The organism is Collinsella sp. TM05-37, assembly GCF_003436455.1.
In the GTDB taxonomy this organism is placed as follows: domain Bacteria; phylum Actinomycetota; class Coriobacteriia; order Coriobacteriales; family Coriobacteriaceae; genus Collinsella.
In genome coordinates, this window is record NZ_QSPN01000009.1 from 1 (window position 1) to 18,806 (window position 18,806).

At 59.2% G+C, this 18,806-nt stretch carries 16 protein-coding genes; 6 read left to right on the forward strand and 10 right to left on the reverse strand.

Annotated elements, in window-relative coordinates; translation table 11 throughout:
- The first annotated feature begins 580 nt into the window (after window positions 1–580).
- From ppk1 to DXD48_RS05905, 5 genes are all read left to right on the forward strand, one after another.
- The gene (gene ppk1, locus DXD48_RS05885; RefSeq protein ID WP_233502358.1) at window positions 581–2,983 is read left to right on the forward strand and encodes a polyphosphate kinase 1; all 2,403 of its coding nucleotides are present in this window, start codon (window positions 581–583) and stop codon (window positions 2,981–2,983) included.
- 98 nt (window positions 2,984–3,081) lie between these two features.
- Window positions 3,082–4,410: a 23S rRNA (uracil(1939)-C(5))-methyltransferase RlmD gene (gene rlmD / locus DXD48_RS05890; RefSeq protein WP_117564380.1), complete on the forward strand. Its 1,329-nt coding sequence runs from the start codon at window positions 3,082–3,084 to the stop codon at window positions 4,408–4,410.
- 106 nt (window positions 4,411–4,516) lie between these two features.
- The gene (locus DXD48_RS05895) at window positions 4,517–5,059 is read left to right on the forward strand and encodes a DJ-1 family glyoxalase III (RefSeq protein ID WP_055287259.1); all 543 of its coding nucleotides are present in this window, start codon (window positions 4,517–4,519) and stop codon (window positions 5,057–5,059) included.
- Window positions 5,056–5,637 (forward strand): nucleoside triphosphate pyrophosphatase, encoded by a 582-nt coding sequence (locus DXD48_RS05900; protein WP_117564381.1) that lies wholly within the window; start codon window positions 5,056–5,058, stop codon window positions 5,635–5,637. The genes DXD48_RS05895 and DXD48_RS05900 overlap by 4 nt, the downstream gene beginning before the upstream one ends.
- Window positions 5,638–5,737: 100 nt before the next feature.
- On the forward strand, window positions 5,738–6,739 hold the full coding sequence (locus DXD48_RS05905) for a P1 family peptidase (RefSeq protein ID WP_117564382.1): 1,002 nt from the start codon (window positions 5,738–5,740) through the stop codon (window positions 6,737–6,739).
- 376 nt (window positions 6,740–7,115) lie between these two features.
- Here DXD48_RS05905 and DXD48_RS05910 read toward each other — a convergent pair whose 3' ends face one another.
- Both DXD48_RS05910 and glf read right to left on the reverse strand, forming a co-directional pair.
- Window positions 7,116–8,147, reverse strand: a complete 1,032-nt coding sequence (locus tag DXD48_RS05910) for a glycosyltransferase family 2 protein (protein WP_117564383.1) — start codon at window positions 8,145–8,147, stop codon at window positions 7,116–7,118.
- A complete protein-coding gene (glf, locus tag DXD48_RS05915) occupies window positions 8,140–9,342 on the reverse strand; it encodes a UDP-galactopyranose mutase (protein ID WP_117564384.1) in 1,203 nt (400 codons plus the stop codon). Before glf ends, DXD48_RS05910 begins: the two co-directional genes overlap by 8 nt.
- Before the next feature lie 231 nt (window positions 9,343–9,573).
- Here glf and pta point away from each other — a divergent pair, with 231 nt between their 5' ends.
- Window positions 9,574–10,554 (forward strand): phosphate acetyltransferase, encoded by a 981-nt coding sequence (pta, locus tag DXD48_RS05920; RefSeq protein ID WP_117564385.1) that lies wholly within the window; start codon window positions 9,574–9,576, stop codon window positions 10,552–10,554.
- A gap of 352 nt (window positions 10,555–10,906) precedes the next feature.
- On the opposite strand, the gene DXD48_RS05925 is transcribed toward pta, so the two are convergent.
- The 8 genes from DXD48_RS05925 to DXD48_RS05960 all read right to left on the reverse strand — a co-directional run bounded on the left by DXD48_RS05925 (window position 10,907) and on the right by DXD48_RS05960 (window position 18,725).
- On the reverse strand, window positions 10,907–12,085 hold the full coding sequence (locus DXD48_RS05925) for an acetate/propionate family kinase (RefSeq protein ID WP_117564386.1): 1,179 nt from the start codon (window positions 12,083–12,085) through the stop codon (window positions 10,907–10,909).
- A 163-nt stretch (window positions 12,086–12,248) separates the two neighbouring features.
- A complete protein-coding gene (locus DXD48_RS05930; RefSeq protein WP_006234305.1) occupies window positions 12,249–13,427 on the reverse strand; it encodes an acetate/propionate family kinase in 1,179 nt (392 codons plus the stop codon).
- Window positions 13,428–13,547: 120 nt separating this feature from the next.
- Window positions 13,548–14,708, reverse strand: a complete 1,161-nt coding sequence (locus tag DXD48_RS05935; protein ID WP_117564387.1) for an MFS transporter — start codon at window positions 14,706–14,708, stop codon at window positions 13,548–13,550.
- A 119-nt stretch (window positions 14,709–14,827) separates the two neighbouring features.
- Window positions 14,828–15,718, reverse strand: coding sequence for a LysR family transcriptional regulator (locus tag DXD48_RS05940; protein WP_117564388.1), 891 nt, complete (start codon window positions 15,716–15,718; stop codon window positions 14,828–14,830).
- Between the two features lie 41 nt (window positions 15,719–15,759).
- Window positions 15,760–16,095 carry a histidine triad nucleotide-binding protein gene (locus DXD48_RS05945; protein ID WP_117564389.1) on the reverse strand — a complete coding sequence of 112 codons (336 nt, stop codon included), beginning with the start codon at window positions 16,093–16,095 and terminating at the stop codon, window positions 15,760–15,762.
- A gap of 49 nt (window positions 16,096–16,144) precedes the next feature.
- On the reverse strand, window positions 16,145–16,411 hold the full coding sequence (xseB, locus tag DXD48_RS05950) for an exodeoxyribonuclease VII small subunit (protein ID WP_006234311.1): 267 nt from the start codon (window positions 16,409–16,411) through the stop codon (window positions 16,145–16,147).
- Between the two features lie 42 nt (window positions 16,412–16,453).
- Window positions 16,454–17,905 (reverse strand): exodeoxyribonuclease VII large subunit, encoded by a 1,452-nt coding sequence (gene xseA / locus DXD48_RS05955; RefSeq protein ID WP_369831501.1) that lies wholly within the window; start codon window positions 17,903–17,905, stop codon window positions 16,454–16,456.
- Between the two features lie 115 nt (window positions 17,906–18,020).
- On the reverse strand, window positions 18,021–18,725 hold the full coding sequence (locus DXD48_RS05960; RefSeq protein ID WP_117564390.1) for a zinc metallopeptidase: 705 nt from the start codon (window positions 18,723–18,725) through the stop codon (window positions 18,021–18,023).
- Window positions 18,726–18,806 lie beyond the last annotated feature (81 nt).

The following is an 18,806-nucleotide window of genomic DNA, read 5'->3' on the forward strand; positions in this document are numbered from 1 at the left end:
GGCACGTGCAGACCTTTCGTCATGGCCTCCTACCTTTCTTTCGGGCCTTTCGGCCGAATCTCTCAGCACCCTTCCGTAACGGGTGCTGCTTGCTGACAGCTCTAGTTATATCCAAATATCACCCGCAATTCCACCTCGCCCCCGAACGGTCAACAAAGTTCGATGAACGGTATATCGAATATGATTCCCCCATAATGCACTTCGGCGTTCTAAAGTAGCTTTTCTAAGGTAAATGCTCTTTTTTCTTAAAAATCATTCGCAATCACAACTCCAATCTTTCGATTAAGAATTGCATATCTAAAACGGTTTTATGTATATAAATGACGCTTGTTCGTGTTTCTGTCTGTATTCGATGATATTCAGCTACCTATCATTCTTATTCACACATACTCACCAGTTGAGTGAGGATATAGACCGTTTTTCACAACGCGAAGGGCGTCAGCTCTATGGCTTGTCAGCGTAAGAAGTAGGTAAAGATACCGTTCACGCGATACGTCCGTGCCATAGGTCGACTAAATTGAGACAATAGTGAATAGTGTTAGGCAACCGTCCCCCACGGGGACTGAACGGACAGATGCATATGCCGAGCAAAATCGAAAAAAAGCAAGCCGCTGCAAAGCTGCGTAAGCCGCCGCGCGACTTCTCGTACACGCAGAACCGAGAGCTCAGCTGGCTGCGCTTTGACAACCGTGTGCTTGACGAAGCCTTCGACGAGACCGTTCCGCTGTTCGAGCGGCTAAAGTTCGTGTCGATTTTCGAGTCTAACCTCGATGAGTTTCTCATGGTGCGCGTGGGCGGCCTGTCCGATCTGGCAGAGCTCAAAAAACAGCCTGTCGACAACAAGAGCAATATGACCGCCTCCGAACAGGTCGATGCTGTCATGGCCGAAATGCCCGGGCTCCTTACCCGATGGGAGTCCATCTTTAAGAGCATCGAGGGCAAGCTCGACACCCTGGGCGTTCACCGCGCCCGCATCGATTCGCTTACGCCCGAGGAGCGCACCTTTGTAACCCGTTACTTCCAGGCCTACGTGTCGCCGGTCATCTCACCGCTGGTGATTGACCCGCGCCACCCCTTCCCCAACCTGCGCAACGGCGCACTCTACCTGGCCTGCGGCCTGGACGGCGTCACCGACGAGGAGAGTCTGCTGGGCCTTATCGAGATTCCCACCTCGATGAACCGCGTGGTCGAGGTCCCCTCGTCCACCGGCACCTACTCCTACATCTTGCTCGAGGACGTCATCCTCGCCTGCCTGGACAGCTGCTTTGGCTCCTATAAGCCGCTCGACCGCGCGCTCATCCGCGTCACCCGCAACGCCGACATCGACCCGGACGGCGAGGGCGTCGAGGAGGAAGAGGATTACCGTCAGCACATGAAGCGCATCCTCAAGAAACGCTTGCGCCTGCAGCCGGTGGTGCTCGCGGTCTCGGGGTCGCTCGAGAAGGCGACGCTCAAGACCATCCGCAAGGCGCTCGAGCTTTCGCGCCGCTCTGTCTTTACCTGCGATATCCCGCTCGACCTGGGCTACGTCTTTGGCATTGAGGGCAAGATTCCCGAGCACCTGCGCAACGAGCTGCTCTTTACGCCGTTTAAGCCGCAGCCCAACCCCACCATCGATATGACCCGCTCCATCCGCGAGCAGGTACTTCAGCACGACAAGCTGCTCTTTTATCCCTATGAGGCCATGAACCCCTTCCTGGATCTGGTGCACGAGGCCGCCTACGACCCCGAGTGCATCTCACTGCGCATCACGCTCTACCGCGTGGCCAAGCAGAGCCGCCTGTGCGAGTCGCTGATCGATGCCGCCGAGAACGGCAAAGAGGTCACGGTGCTCATGGAGCTCCGCGCGCGCTTTGACGAGCAGAACAACATCGAGTGGGCCGAGCGCTTGGAAGAGGCCGGCTGCACCGTCATCTACGGCTCCGAGGGCTTTAAGTGCCACTCCAAGATCTGCCAGCTCACCTATCGCGAGGGCATGGCGCTAACGCGCTTGACGCTGCTGGGCACCGGCAACTTTAACGAGAAGACGGCCAAACTCTACAGCGACTTTATGCTCATGACCGCTCACCCCGGCATCGGCGAGGACGCCAACCTGTTCTTCCGCAACCTGTCGCTGGGCAACCTGCGCGGCGATTACCGCTTCCTGGGTGTGGCGCCCGTCGGACTGAAACCGCTCATCATGCGCGGGCTTGACCGCGAGATCCAGCGCGCCCTCGCCGGCGAGCCCGCCCGCGTGTTTTTTAAACTCAACTCGCTCACCGACCGCGAGGTCATCGACAAGATCGCCGAGGCATCGTGCGCAGGAGTCCGCGTGGACATGATCATCCGCGGCATCTCGTGCCTCAAGCCGGGCGTTCCTGGCAAGACCGAGAACGTGCATGTCCGTTCTATCGTCGGACGCTTTTTGGAGCATGCGCGCGTTTACGCCTTTGGCGTGGACTCGGACATGATCTATCTGAGCTCGGCCGACATGATGACACGCAACACCGAGCACCGCGTGGAGATCGCCTTCCCCGTGCTCGACCCCACCTGCCGCGCCCTGGTGCACGAGTACATGAGCATGCAGCTGCGCGACAACGTGAAGGCCCGCAGCCTCACGAGCGACGGCACCTGGGTCCCCGTGGAGCGCGCAGAGGGTGAGAAACCCTTCAACTCGCAGGAAGCCCTGCTGGAGCGTGCCTACCGCAACGCCGAGGCCGCGCCCGAGCCCGTCATTGAGGCAAAGCCCGCCCCTGCTCCTAAGCCGCAGCCGGCCACACCCGAGGTTCAGAAGGTCCAGGCGACCGTCATTGAGCCCGAGCCCGCACCTGCACCTCAGCCCGAGCCGCAGGCAGCTAAGCCCGCACCCGAGACGAGCGCCCGTCGCGATAAGCCCGCCGGCAAGACCAAGGCCATCGAGCGCCATCGCCCCGGTCGTGTGCGCATGGGCCTGGGCCTGATCGGCCTGGGTCTTAAGACGCTCATTACCGGCAAGACGAAATAGTCGTTTGTAGAAGCAGTTTGTAGAAGCGCCCCGCATTTGAGGAAAGCCTCGGATGCGGGGCGCTTTTCCCTGCTACCATGGTGCGAGCAACAACACGAATGACAGGCAGGGATATGAAGCTCACTATAGAATCGATGACCTACGGCGCCGACGGGCTGGCGCACGCCGACAACGGCAAGGCCGTCTTTGTGCAGGGCGCCGTGGCAGGCGACACCGTCGAGGCCGAGGTCGTACAGGACGGCAAGTCGTTCATGCGCGCCCGCACGACCGAGATTCTGGAGCCGAGCCCCGATCGCATTCAGCCCCCCTGCCCCTTCGTTGGCATCTGCGGCGGTTGTTCGTGGGGCAATCTCTCACGCACGGCACAGCTCGCCGCCAAGGAGCAAAACCTGCGCTCCACGCTCGAGCGCATCGGCAAGTTCGCTCCTGAGCAGGTCGATGAGTTGGTACAGCCCATCTGCCACACCAAGGACGACTGGGGCTACCGCAATAAAATCGAGCTCGAACCGACCGTCGTCAACGGTCGCGTGCGCCTTGGCATGCACGGTGTCGACCCCAGCAAAATCGTGACCGTCGATGCGTGCCCGCTGTTCGATAAGCGCTTCCCGAAGGCGCTCAAATCGGTCGTCGGCGCACTCAACTATCTAAGCGGCAGCCATGACTTGGGACTCGAACGCGTGGGCATTCGTGCATCGCGCCGTACCAAGGCACTCGAGGTCGCACTCTGGACGCCTACAGGCTCTTTTCCGCGCTCGCAGGTCTCCCGCGTGCTGGCGGACGCCGCTCATCCCACGAGCATCGTGCGCGTGATGAGCAAGGGCGAAAAGAAGGCCCGCCGTGTCTCCAAGGTCGAAATGCTCGCCGGAGAGGGCTCATGGACCGAGAATATCGCCGAGGGTCAGATGCGCTTGTCCGCCCCGTCTTTTTTCCAGGTCAACACCAAGGGTGCTGAGATTTTGATCGAGCTTGTCATGGAAGCGCTCGACCCGCAAGAAGACGAGCTTGCCGTGGACCTGTACTGCGGCGCCGGAACCTTTACCCTGCCGCTCGCCCGCCGCTGCGACTTCGTCGCCGCCGTCGAGGCCTACGGCCCGGCCGTGCGCGACCTGCGCCGTAACCTGGAGATCAACAAGCTTGATAACGTCGACGTCATTGGCGGAGACGCGGTGCGCGAGTTCCCCGACCAGGATGCCGACGTCTTGGTGGTCGACCCGCCGCGCGCAGGCCTCGCCCCCGAGGCGATCGACCTTATCGCCAGCACGAGTGCTCGCGATGTCGCCTACGTGAGCTGCGACCCGGCCACCCTGGCGCGCGATCTCAAACGCTTTGTCGAAGAAGGCACCTTCTCCCCCGTCAAGATCACGCCAGTCGACCTGTTCCCGCAAACCTTCCACTGCGAGACCGTCGTCCACCTTAGGCGCAACTAGTCACTCAATCATTGCTCAGATAAATCATTGAGAAATCGAGCGTGGCAAGCGGAGGTCTTCGGGGTATAAGACGGCTAATTGTATGCCGCCTATGAAAGGAACCCTCATGCCCAGCGTTGCCGTTCTCGCCGCCGATGGCTTTGAAACTATTGAATGCTTGACCATGGTCGATGTCATGCGTCGCGGCGGTGTGCGTGCCACGCTCGTCTCGATTATGCCCACACGTGAGGTCGTAAGCTCGCTGCAGATCCCCGTGACCTGCGATGCGCTCTTTGATGAGATCAACTTTGACGAGTACGACTGCGTCGTGCTGCCCGGCGGCTTGCCCGGTGCCACCAACCTGCGTGCCGATCAGCGCGTCTGCGACGTGGTCTGCGAGTTCGCCGCGACCAAGCACGTTGCCGCCATCTGCGCCGCCCCGTTTATCCTGGGCGAGCTCGACCTACTCGAGGGGCGCCACGCCACGTGCTTCCCTGGCTTTGAGAAAAGCTTCCCCGAAGGCGCCTATACCGGCGAGAAGGTTACGCAAGACGGCAACATCATCACCGCCAGCGGCATGGCCCAGTCGCTCCCCTTTGCGCTTGAGCTGCTGCGCACGCTCGCCGGCGACAAGGCCGTCGAGAAGGTCGCCGAGGGCATTCAGCTATGATTTTGGCTTCGCAATCACCGCGCCGCATCGAGTTGATGCGCGAGGCGGGCTATGACATTCGCGTGATTCCCGCAGATATCGACGAAACGCCTTTTGATGGCGAAGCTCCGCTTACACTCGTCGAGCGCTTGGCGCGTGCCAAAGCCGCCGCCGTTGCCGCCGAGCATGCCGAGCCCAACGAACTGACCGTCGCGGCCGATACTATTGTCACCTTTGACGGCCAAATTTTGGGCAAGCCGGCAGACGGGGACGAGGCGCGCACCATGCTCCGCGAGCTTTCGGGCCGCACGCACCAGGTCGCAACCGGCGTCTGCATCGTTAAAGCCGGCGACGCTACAGCTCCGCATGCCGCCGAGAGCCTGTCGTTTGTCGATGTGACCGACGTGACGTTCTATGAGCTTACCGAAGAGCAGATCGAGCGCTATGTTGCCTCCGGCGAACCCATGGACAAGGCCGGGGCCTACGGCATCCAAGGCACAGGCGGCCGCATGCTTGTGCACGATATTTCGGGTGACTTCTACAACGTGGTGGGCTTGCCCATCGCTCGCGTCGCACGCGCGATTCAAAAACTCTCGTAATTGCATCTGGCGCTGGGTATCCCCCAGCGCCTACAATTTTGCCGTACCGTACGGATCCCGACCGGGCATAAGGCCCGGCGGAAAACCGATAGGAGAAAACATGGACACACTGCTCGAAGCCATCGATGTTTGCAATGTCGATGGCTTTTGCTATGGCAACTATACCGACGAGAAGGCCGGCACCGGCTGCACCGTAATCGTAGCGCCCGAGGGCGCCACCGGCGGTGTCGACGTTCGCGGCGGCGCCCCCGCTTCGCGCGAGACCGACCTGCTGCGTCCCGAGAACACCGTCGACAAGGTCCACGCCGTCTGCCTTTCGGGCGGATCGGCCTTTGGTCTGGAGGCCGCAAGCGGCGTGGCCCGCGAGCTCGAGAGCCGCGGCATCGGCCTGCCCGTCGGTCCCACACAGGTGCCCATCGTGTGCTCCAGCTGCATCTTCGACCTTGCCTTTGGCGACCCCACGGTGCGTCCCGACATCGAGGCCGGTATCGCTGCCGTGCGTGAGGCACTGGACCACACCCCTGCCTCGCTCGAGCAGGGCAACGTGGGCGCCGGCACCGGCGCCACCGTAGGTAAGCTCATGGGATCTGCCACCTGCATGAAGGCCGGCCTTGGAGCCGCCGCCGTGGCGCTCGGCCCCGTCAAGGTGGGCGCCGTGGTCTCAGTCAATGCCTGTGGCAACGTTGTCGACCCCTTCACCGGCGAGTGGGTCGCCGGTATGCGCGCCGCAGCCGATAGCGACCAGATCGTCGACATGGAACTCGCAGCCTTTGCCGCCGCCGGATCCATGCAGATGCCGCTCGACCGCACCAACACCACCATCAGCTGCATCGTCACCAACGTGGAACTCACTAAGGCACAAGCCACCAAGGTCTCTCAGATGGCCGCAGACGCCTACGCACACGCCATCCGTCCCACGCACACTACCAACGATGGCGACACCATCTACACCCTCGCCAGCGGCAAACTGGGCGCCCAGGCAAGCGCCGTCGTTCCCCTAGACCTGCTGGGCATGCTCGCCGTAAGGGCCCTGCAAACCGCCATCGTAAACGGAGCCAAAAACGCCAAAACCTCCCACGGCATCCCCGGCGCCGCGAGGTAATCTCACTCGTCCGTCGGTCGGAGGCGGGCGGGCATTACGTTTGCTGCTCTACAGTCCTATGCAAGACGAAGGCCACATTAAGTGGCCTTCTTTGCATGCGGAACTCGCGACAAACGTAATGCCCGCCCGCCTCCGACCGACTTCCAACCTTATTCTTTTCAGCCCAGGCCCCTGTGTACCGCGCGCCGAAGATCTTCAAATTCAAATAACCTGACAATCGATTCTTATAGCAGAGGCCCCTTGGCCTTTAGTTTGATACAAGTTCCGCACGAGCCGGAAAGCACTTAATGTGCTTTCCGTGCGAGCAGGACTGTTCGCAGTAGCAAACTAAAGGCCAAGGGGCCCAGTCAACCTATCAGCAGCGATTACTCAGCAGCTAGTTGAATTTGAAGATCTTTGAGGCAAGACGGTATAGGCCGAGTGTGGTTTTGTCTCCGGCCCGTCCATGCAGGTTGGTGAAGAATCCGACCACGCCGTAGCGGGCGCGACGATACATGCGCTCGTCGTACTCCTTCAAGTCCTTCCACAGCGTCTTCAGGCGCTCATCGGCACAATCCTCGTCGGAAAGCTTGGTGAGCACCGAGCAGATCGCCATCATCATGGTGAAGTAGCCCATCATGTACGAACGCAGACGCGACGACTCGACATCGCTGTACAGGTGGTACGACTCCATCATGATACGCGTAACACGGAACTGCTGGTCCAGACGCTTGACCATCGTGGCCTCGTTGACACTCTGGCCCTCGCGACCGATAAAGTAGCGATAGAGGTCGATGTCGGCGTAGTACATGGTCTTGCAACGCGGCAGCGGCACGTAGGCGTAGATGTTGTCCACATAGAACGTGTGCGGTGGCATGGGCAGGTTGGACTCGCGCAGCACATCTGTGCGATAGCACAGGCTGTGCATGAGCAGATTCTGGTCCAAACGGAAATGGCCGATCTGGTCCCAGGTAAAGATCTTTTTTCGCGGCAGGGCAAACTTGTAACCAATAGCCGTATGCGTACCCTCGTAAACCTTCTCGTACACGTAGTTCGAGATAAACAGGTCAACGCGCTGGTCGCGCTCTTCAAAGCCGCGCAGAATCGACAGCATGGTCGAAAGGGCAGCGCCGTCAAGCCAGTCGTCCGAGTCGACAGCCTTGTAGTAGGTGCCCTGCGCCTCGCGCAGACCCGAAAGGACGGCAATACCGTGGCCGCCATTCTCCTGGTGCACCGCGCGGATGATTCCAGGATAACGGGCCTCCCACTCGTCGGCCTTGGCGGCCGTCTCGTCCTTGGAGCCGTCGTCCACCACGACAATCTCGATATCGGTGGCGTAATTGCTCCCCTCCAAGATGGAGGTGATGCAATGGTCCATGTCCTTGGCGGCGTTATACGAGGGAATACCGAATGTTATGACTTTATGCATGGCAGGCGATAATCTCATCCGAAAGATCGAGGGCGGAATTGGTCACGGCATCCATATCGTAGTAACGATACTCGGCCAGACGACCCACCGGGTGGAAGTTTGTCAGGTTCTGGACGCGCTCAAGATAGCGCTCATAGAGCTCACGGTTCTCGGGCTCAAGAATGGCGTAATACGGCGTCTCGCCCGAGCCGGGCGTATAGGCCTTGGAGTACTCCTTCATGATGGTGGTCTTGCCGGGCAGGACCTGACCAGTCATGTTCTTGAACTCGGTAATGCGCGTGTAGTCCTCACTCGTGGTGTAGTTGACGGTACCCACGGGCTGGAACTGATCCATATCGAGCGTCTCGAACTTCATATCGAGCGTACGGTACGGAAGAGCGCCCAGATCAAGGCCAAACAGCTCATCGAGCGGACCGGTATAGACGATCTCGCCGCCGTAGACCTTGCCACCGATCTTGACGGTGGTCTCGTCGATCTCAAAGAGATCGCGGGCGTCCACGTCGCAGAACACGTCGATCAGGTCGTGGTCGAGCATATGCTCGAACAGCGCCGTGTAGCCGTCCTGCGGCATACCCTGGAAGGGAGCCTGCGGGAAATAGCGGTCATCGTCGCCCACAAAGACGGGAACGCGGCCGGTGATCGAGGGATCGATCTGGTCGGGCGTCTGGCCCCACTGCTTCATGGTGTAATGCAAAAAGACGTTCTCGTAGACGTAATCGGCGACCTCGGCCAAGTCGGGGTCGTTCTTCTTACGCAGCTCCATAATGGGCACTTTGACATCCTTGCCAAAGGTCTCCACGAGCTTCTGATACAGCTCCTCGCCGCGCTCATCACCAAAGGCGAGCTTGAGACTCGCATGGTTGAAGGGCACGGGCATAAGGGTACCGTTGATGTTGGCGAGCACCTTGTGCTGATAATCCGTCCACTTGGTAAAGCGCGACAGGAAATTGTGCACGCGCTCGTTAAAGGTGTGATAGATATGCGGACCGTACTCGTGGATCAGGATTCCGGCCTCGTCAGTGCAGTCATAGGCATTGCCCGCAATGTGGCTACGGCGCTCCAAAACGGCAACACGATAGCCGATGGTCTCGGCAAGACGGCGGGCGCAAACGGCACCGGCATATCCAGCACCGACGACAATCATGTCGTACGCGCCAGCGTTAAAGCCTTCAGGCAGGCCTGAGGTAATCTGCATCGATACTCCTTGTCAAAAGCCACGGGCTCGTTAGCTGGGCTTTTCTCGAACATTCTTCGAGACATATTTATCAGAGTGATTATAGCGCTAATGCGTCCTATAATGAGCTTGCCACACAAGGAAAGCTCAAGCACCGCGGCGTACAAATTTGAAAGGTAAACCCGCTAGCAGCGGGTTTATTCGTGAACAGCCGGGCGCCTGGAGCTTAGTGAAACGCTTGTAAGGAGTAACATGAGCGATTTCCTTAACCGTATGAAGTCTGCCGCCAAGGCCGACCTTAAGACGATCGTCCTGCCCGAGGGCGAGGATCCGCGCACCATCGTCGCGGCCACCAAGATCATCGAGGAGGGCCTGGCAAAACTCGTCATCCTGGGCAACCCCGACGAGATCAACGTTCCCGGCGCCACCGTCATCGATCCGCGCAATGCCGAGAAGCACGAGGAGTACGCGCAGAAGTTTGCCGAGCTCCGCGCCAAGAAGGGCGTCACCATCGAGCAGGCTCGCGCCCAGGTGATGGACGCCACCTACTTTGGCACCATGATGGTCAAGATGGGTGACGCCGACGGCCTGGTCTCCGGCGCCTGCCACTCCACCGCCGACACCCTGCGCCCCGCGCTGCAGATCCTTAAGACCGCCCCGGGTACCAAGCTGGTCTCGGCCTTCTTCGTGATGTGCACCGACACCCCGCAGTTCGGCACCGACGGTACGCTAATCTTCGCCGACTGCGGCCTCAACATCAACCCGTCCTCCGACGAGCTATCCGAGATCGCCATCGCCTCCGCTCACTCCTGGTCCACCTTTATGGGCAGCGTCGAGCCGCACGTGGCCATGCTCTCCTACTCCACCATGGGCTCCGCCGGCGGCGAGGTCGCCAAGAAGGTCCAGGAGGCCGTTAAGTTCTGCAAGGAGAAGGCTCCCGAGCTCGCCATCGATGGCGACCTGCAGCTCGACGCCGCCATCGTTCCCACCGTCGCCCAGCTCAAGGCCCCCGGCTCCTCCGTTGCCGGCAAGGCCAACGTGCTTGTGTTCCCCGATCTCGAGGCCGGCAACATCGGCTACAAGCTGGTCCAGCGCTTCGCCGGCGCCGACGCTTACGGCCCCATCCTGCAGGGCATCGCCAAGCCGGTTAACGACCTTTCGCGCGGCTGCTCTGCCGACGACATCGTGGGTGTCGTAGCCATCACCGCCGTCCAGGCTCAGATGGCTGAGTAGCGGACGCACTCGCCCGAAGGCCGTACGGGCTAACCCCTGAAAACGTCCTCGACCAATGAAACGCCCCCGTTCTGCTCCTTCGGAGCTACGAACGGGGGCGTTTCTGGTCTGCGGAATGTTTTCAGGGGTTAGCCCGTACGGCCTTCTACTGCTACGAAGCATTCAGAGCATCTGGAGTGGACGGCGGCTTGGCTACGAGCTGGGGCTGAGGATCTGAATGGATGGGTGTCGTTGCTGGGAGCGCAGACGTTACTGGTGATGATCACTTTGGGACTGGAATTTCCGCCTGCTAGCAAAAAGGCCTCCTGAGCTGCTGCTCAGGAGGCCTTTCGTTCAATCGCAAGCGAACGCACTAGTTATTCGCGGTCAGACGCTCGACGTCGTGGGCGATCATGTATTCCTCGTCGGTGGGGATGACCATGACCGTGACGGCGGAACCGGCGGCGCTGATGACCTGCGGACCGTTGCCCACGGCCTCGCGGTTCTTGTTGTTGTCGATGCGCACGCCCAGCCACTCGAAGCAGTCGCAGAAGGCCTTGCGGATCGACCAGTCATTCTCGCCGATGCCGGCGGTAAAGGTAATGGTGTCCACGCCCGCCATGGAAGCGATCATGGAGCCGGCCTGCTGCATGGCCTTGTAGGCGAACATATCGAAGGCGAGCAGGCAGCGCTCGTCGCCCTCGGAGGCGCGCGTACGGATGTCACGGGCGTCGTTGGAGATGCCCGAGATGGCAAGCAGACCAGACTGCTTGTTCATCATGTCATCGACTTCCTGGTAGCTGTAGCCGCCCTCGCGCTGCAGGTAGCACACGGTAGCCGGGTCAATGGAACCACAACGGGTGCCCATCATCAGGCCGTCGAGCGGCGTGAGGCCCATCGTGGTATCGCGGCATACACCGTCCTCGATGGCGGCAAGCGAGGCGCCGTTGCCCAAATGGCACGAGAGCAGGCGGTGGCAGCGCGAGCCCAGGATCTCCTTGGCCATCATCCACTCATAGCGGTGACTCGTGCCGTGGGCACCGTACTTGCGCACGTGGTACTTGTCGCACACGTCCTTGGGCAGTGCGTAGGTGTAGGCAACCTCGGGCATGGTCATGTGGAACGAGGTGTCGAAGACGGCCACGTTGGGCAGCTCCGGATACTTCTCGCGGCAATATTCGATTGCCGCGGCCTCGCCGTAATTGTGCAGCGGGGCGAGCGGAGCAACCTCGAGGATCTTAGCCATGACCTCATCGTCGACGACCGCGGAATCATCGAAGTGCCAGCCACCCTGAACGATACGGTGGCCGATGCCATCGATCGTAAAGTCGGTCTTCTCGAGCTCCTCGAGCACGCGCGCAATGGCGCAGCGATGATCGGGAAAAGGAATCTCCTCGGTCTGCTTGGCACCACCGTTCTCGGAGTGGCCAAAGATGCCCATGTCCGAGCCGATACGCTCGCAGTTGCCCTTGGCGAAAACCTCGCGGGTATCGGTATCCAAAAGCTGATATTTAAGGCTCGAGCTGCCGGCGTTGACAACAAGTACGTTCATGAGACTCCTTTGCAGTGCGATACGGTCGGCGCAGACCCCTTAAGGCGGCCGCATGTTAATAAGAAGTTATCACAACTTGATAAATAGCTATCAGGCATATCGCTCAACGAGACAGAAGAGGGGCTGAACGGCGCTCGGTCGTCCAGCCCCTCCCCTCTTGCAATTACTTGCCGTTGACGATGCGCTCGACGTCGGAAGCGATCATGAACTCCTCGTCCGTAGGGATGACGAAGATCTTGACCTTGGAATCCTTGGCGGACAGGCACCAAGCGCCGTCGCCGCGCAGAGCGTTGCGGGCATGGTCCATCTTGACGCCCATAAAGGCCAGACGGTCGGCCACGCCAGCGCGGACGGCCGGAGCGTGCTCGCCGATGCCGGCGGTAAAGACCAGGGTGTCCATGCCGCACATGGAGGTGGCCATCTCGGCGGCCTTGGCGGCAATCTTGTAGACGAACATATCGAAGGCGAGCTGGGCCTCGGGGTCACCGGCGGCGGCGAGCTCCTCGACATTGCGGCAGTCGTTGGTCTTGCCGCCGGTCACAGCCAAAAGGCCGGACTTCTTGTTCATCATCTCGTCGACCTCGTCGAAGGTGTAGCCGCCCTCGCGCTGCAGGTAGCACACGGTAGCCGGGTCGATGGAGCCGCAGCGGGTGCCCATCATAACGCCGTCGAGCGGCGTCAAGCCCATGGTGGTGTCCATGCACTTGCCGTCCTCGATGGCGCACAGGGAGGCACCGGAACCGATGTGGCACACGACGACCTTGCGGGCCTCGCCGTTGGTCATCTCGGCGACCTTCTTGGAGATGTAACGGTAGCTGGTGCCGTGGGCGCCGTACTTACGGATGTGCAGCTTGTCGCAGACGTCCTTGGGCAGGGCGTAAGTCTTGGCGACCTCGGGCATGTTGAAGTGGAAAGCGGTGTCGTAAACCGTGACGTTGGGCAGGTCGGGATACTGCTCCAGGCAGTACTCGATAACGTTGGCCTCGGGGTTATTGTGCAGCGGGGCGAGCGGAGCGACCTCGCGGATCTTGGCGAGGACATCCTCGTCGACGAGGGAGGAATCGCCAAAGTACCAACCGCCCTGAACGATACGGTGGCCGATGCCCTCAATCTTGACGCCGTTGGCCTCGAGGTCCTTCAGGACAACCTCGATGGCGACCTTGTGGTCGGGGAACTCGATGTTCTCGGTCACCTTCTTGGAGCCGTTGGCAGCATGGGTGAAAGTGCCGCCGGTAAAGCAGACGCGCTCGCAGGAGCCCTTTGCGGACACCTTATGGGACTTGGTATCGATGACCTGATACTTAAGGGTCGAAGATCCTGCGTTGACGACCAGAACGTTCATGTGTCTCCCTACTAACAGGCGGTGTGGCGCCGCCAGGTTACATACGCTTCAATAATAAACCCAAACGCCCTCGCGCTCGGGTTTATTGCGTTGATATATAAGTTATCGGTGCCTAAATACTCATGTCCTCTGGCTTGTAAGACGAAATAACGCGGGGATATACACAAGGGAAGAAATCCCGAGCGCGACAAGCAATATGACTCGAATGCCCGCGATGCCGCTCAACGCAGCGTTGAACAGATAGAAAAGGATGGCACCCACCGCCACCATCTGGCTTTGAACCGAAATCAGTGAACAGCGCATCGAAGGATCGGCTGCTTTTTGAAAAATTGAGTATTTAATTGGAGCAAATAACGAGTACGCGACCGTCTGCAGCACATAGAACACGGGCAGCAAATAAACCGGAGTTAAGGGAATCAAAAACAGAGCTGTCAGGAAAAGACGCACGATGCCGCAAATACGCGCAAAGCGGCCCTTGTCGACATGAGCAATCGCACAGGGCACAATAAGTCCCATGGAGGCCGAGGCAAGGAGCTGAACCGCAATGGTCACACCCGAAGCGACGGCATTCATTCCGCGACCCGCAAGCAGCAGTGAGAAAAAGTCTTCCAGGGCGACAAAAGCAAATGCCTGAGAACAGTCCATGATGAACGCTGAACGAAGAATGCCATTACCCGCAATAGCGGCACCGATCATCTTCGGGCTAATCCCATGTTCAGGTGTCGTCGCAGTGCCCCCTCTTCGCATCTCAGGAATGCAGACAACGACAACCAACGTCAACACCATTGCGATGATATCTGCCGAAAGACCAATGAGATATGCACCGACGGACGAAATGAAACCGCCCACGCAAGCGGAGATGGCATAAGAGGCATAGAAAACAAATCGCTCAACGACATTAAGTCTTACGAGCTGGTCCTGAGAGACGCTGTCAATGAAAATCGCTTCTATGGATCCGCTCACACATGCAACGGCAAAACCTTTAAGAGCGAACGCACCGATTAAAAGCAGGGGAGAACGGACGAGAAGCAGGGCGGCGTAGTATCCAAGCATTCCTGCGACGCCAACGAGACCGCTTGTCTTTCGTCCAAACCTATCAGCAATATAGCCAGTGGGAACTTCAAGGATGAACTTGCTCACTTGGTATGCAATCATCATGCTAGAAATCGCCACCATCGAGAATCCGACGAACTCAAGGTAGACAGTTAGAAAAAACAAGATGGTGCTGAAGTTCGACAGAAAAACGAACGTCATATAAAGCAAAACCGTACGGTTTTTCATGCTCCGCCCTCCAAGAGTCAGCAATCTAAATCGGAATCTTGGAAAAGCATGAGGGCAAAGCTGTCAGCTATGTGTTACAAGGCGTCAATAATCACTTGATGCCTCGAAGCCAATTAATCTCACGAAGCAAGATGACGCAATAGGTGCAGAAAAACCGTCTGGTGTCGATCAGTCCAGGAATTTTGCCGATAGCAAAAGTAGATAGGCAAGGTTACATCACGCGAACCTTCAATGGAGCACTCGCTCACTTCCAATACATCTGATGCGAGAGAAGAGCCAGAAAAACTCAATATCAATCCCCCGGCTTGAAGAAACTCAGTCTGCGCCCTGTTTCCGTATTCAACATCACGGAAGCGAAAATTGACGAGCTGGGCTTCGGGACATTGATTGATTGCATTGAGACAGGGTGACAAATTAATGGGAACAGCGAGCCTGCCGCCCAGTAACTCGCGAATGGTCATGGCGCCCACAGATTGATGACCCGCTGGGCATGAAAGAACCTTGAGCTCCTTTTCACCCAAATATTTTGAAGAAAGGACGCTGTCCCGTGGTTCCTCGAATGAGATAGCCGCATCCGAAATGCCAAGCACAAGTGATTCAAAGCATGTAGCCGTTGGCTGATGCCACACATCAAGGTGAATCTGAGGGTGCGAGCGTTCAAACGAGTCATACCAGCTTTCGGCAAAAAGGCGCCCCCGCCCATGAAGGCAGGGGGCGTAAAGACGAAAGTGGCCATCGGGCGAAACGCCGCCGCCCCTCGATTGAACGTACTTTTTGAGATCGTCGACTTGTGCCAGGATCACGCGCGCACGACGCGCAAATTCTCTGCCCGCCGGAGACAAAACAGCCTCCCCCGCCGATCGGTCGAGCAAAACAATCTGATACTCAGATTCCAACTTTTTGATTGCCGACGAAACGGCCTGCGGACTCACATGAACGGCGCGAGCTGCTTTGCGCACGCCGCCATAGTTCGCTACCGCTTGAAGGTATTCGAGTTGAGAAAGCTGCATAGATTACTCCAAAGGCAGCCAAGTCGACGGGCCAAGCGCCCTCAGATGAGGTTCTCGCCCAGGTTTTTGCCGCCGAGGACGTGCATGTGGAAGTGCATGACGGTCTGGCCGGCGTTGACGCCCTTGTTGGAGATGACGCGGAAACCGTCCTCCAGACCCTTGGCCTTGGCGACCTCCTGGATGGCGTGAGCTATGGCGCCCATGGTCTCGGCGGGTACGTTGTCGGCGATGTCGCTGTAGTGCTTCTTAGGGATCACGAGCGTGTGGACCGGCGCCTGCGGGTTGAGGTCATCGAAGGCGATGACCTGGTCGTCCTCATAGACAACGGTCGAGGGGATCTCGTGGTTGGCAATTTTACAGAAGATGCAATCGCACATAGCTGGTTCCTTTCTTACAGACCAAGGTAATTATATTTGGTCGAGATGCTTAGAACGAAAGGTTATCATCGGTGTTGGCGGCCTCGCCGTCGGCGAGCACATCGTTGCCGTCGACGTCCTTAAGGAGCACCGAGACCTTCTGCTCGGCATCGGACAGGCGGGTGCGCAGGCTTTTGAGGAGCTCGACGCCGCGGGTGTAGCTCTCGAGCGACTCCTCAAGCTCCATATCGCCCGACTCCAGGCTGCGGATGATGAGCTCCAGCTCCTGCGAGGCCTGCTTGTACGTAAGCTGCTCGACCGGGGTCTTCTCTGCCATATCTGTTTCCTTTCCTAAGGGTCTATCACTGCGAAACGCGGTCTACTCGACCGTATCGACCGTTGCTGCCACGTTGCCGTCTGCCATGCGCACGCGAATGGCGTCGCCAGGCTTAAAGGTCTTGGCACTCGTAGCCACACCATCATCGCTGTACGCGATGGAATAGCCGCGAGCAAGCACTTTGAGCGGCGACAGGGCATCGAGCGACGCTGCCGCACGGCTCAGGTCGGACGCTGGCTTGCTGAGCATCGTGCGCCCTTGATGCTCTAGGCGGGAACTCGCAAGCGTGAGCGCATGGCGCTTACCATCGAGCCCCGAGGTGCTTGTAATCAGACGCTCGGGCAAGCGCTCAAAGTTGGAGCGGAATGTCCCGACCGAGCGTACTATGGCGCCCGACAGGCGATCGGCAGTCAGTGCAAGCTCCGATTCGCGACGCTCGACCATAAATGTGGGGTCGTTGAGGCACGGGCGACACGCAGCGGCATCGAGCGCATCACCCAAGCGAGCCGTATAGGTATCCCAGGCACGGCGACCGCGCTGATCGAGCATCTCCAGGTCGACCTGGGCCGACCCAATCATCGATGCCATCGCGGCACCCAGACGCTGATGGCGCGCCTCGAGCACATCGGCCAACTCCGTCATAGCCGGCGCCACCGATTCTGCCGCCGCCGTGGGCGTGGAGGCGCGTCGGTCGCTCACCATGTCGCAAATCGAGGTATCGGGCTCATGGCCAATGCCGGTCACCACGGGCACAGGACAAGCCGCCACCGCGCGGGCAAGCCCCTCGTCATTAAAGGTCATGAGGTCCTCAAAGGAGCCGCCGCCGCGCACCAGCAAAATACAGTCGGGCGCCGGCGTAATGGAAGCGGCGCGGCGCAAGCCATCAATGAGCTCGGCCGGCGCACCCTCGCCTTGAACCTTGGCGCCCACGCAGACAAGCTCGACGAGCGGGTTGCGACGGCGCAGCGTACGCTTGACGTCGTCGATTACCGCACCGGAAAGCGAGGTGACGACCGCCACGCGTGAGCAAAACACCGGGATGCGGCGTTTGCGGGACTCGTCCATCAGTCCCTCGCGGCGTAGCTTTTCGGCCAACTGCGCCACCTGTTGACGCAGCAGACCCTCCCCCGCCAGCGAAAACGAGCGAGCGACAAAGCTCATGCGGCCCGTGGCCTTATAGAGATTGAAGCTGCCCTTAAAGCTCACCTGCATGCCGTCACGCAGATCGAAGGTACGCTTGAGATAGGCGCCCTTCCAGATGATGCAGTCGACGGCGGCCGAGTCGTCTTTAATCTGGAAGTAGCAGTGGCCGCTTCGGGCATTGGGACCACGGAAACCCGTGACCTCGCCCAGGACACTCAGCTGCGGAATGGCATCGAGCGCACCGGCGGCGATCTCTACCGCCTGGCTCACGCTGAGCTCCTTACGCTCCTGCTCGTCCGAACCGTCGAACTCGGCGGAAACGGCATTGCCGGTTAGATTCCAGCCTGCCACGCAGCCTCCTTTCGTCATCGTGCACAAGGGCTTCGGCCCTGCGCAAATTCAAGTCCAACACATAGTACAGCGCCGCGAGGACACGAATCCCCGCGGCGCCCAGCGACCCAATTTGTTATCGGTTGGAGTTTCTGTTGTATCGAGCCATAAGATAGAGCAGCTGAATAATCGAGGTGAGCGCCGCAGCCACATAGGTAAGCGCGGCGGCCGTCAGCACCTTCTTGGCACCGTTGACCTGCTGGGAGCTCATACCCGACTGCTCAATATACGCCACGGCGCGCCGACTAGCATCAATCTCGACCGGTAGCGTAACCAGTTGGAACAGCACGCTAAACGAGAAGAAGATCAGTGCGAGGGTCGTGAGTCCCGCGATGTTCATAAACAGGCCCATGAGCAGCACGATGGTCCAAGTGTTCTGGGTAAAGTTGACGACCGGCACGAGGGCGGTGCGTACCTTCATCATGGCATAGCCGCTTTGACGCTGCGCGGCATGGCCTGCCTCGTGACAAGCGACAGCAACGCTTGCGACCGAGCCGCCCGAACGGTTGGAATCCGACAGATACAGGTTATTGTCCTGCGGGTTGTAATGGTCGGTGAGCTCACCGGCGACGCCCTTGATACCCACGGCGTTGCAACCGTTGGCGTCGAGCATGCGGCGAGCGACCGTGGCACCCGTGTCGCCGTCCGAGCGAACCTTGGACCACGTCTTGTACGTCGAATTGATATAGCTCTGCGCAGCAAGGCCAAGCACCGTGCAGACAAGAACAACCAGCAGGTACAGCGGGTCGATGCCAAAGCCATATCCATAGTAATAGGGCATGCGAATTCCTCCAAATCGAGTTACACGTTGGAGGCATTCTACCCACTCGCCCAGCAGGCAAATCAACATCGATGTTTTGGC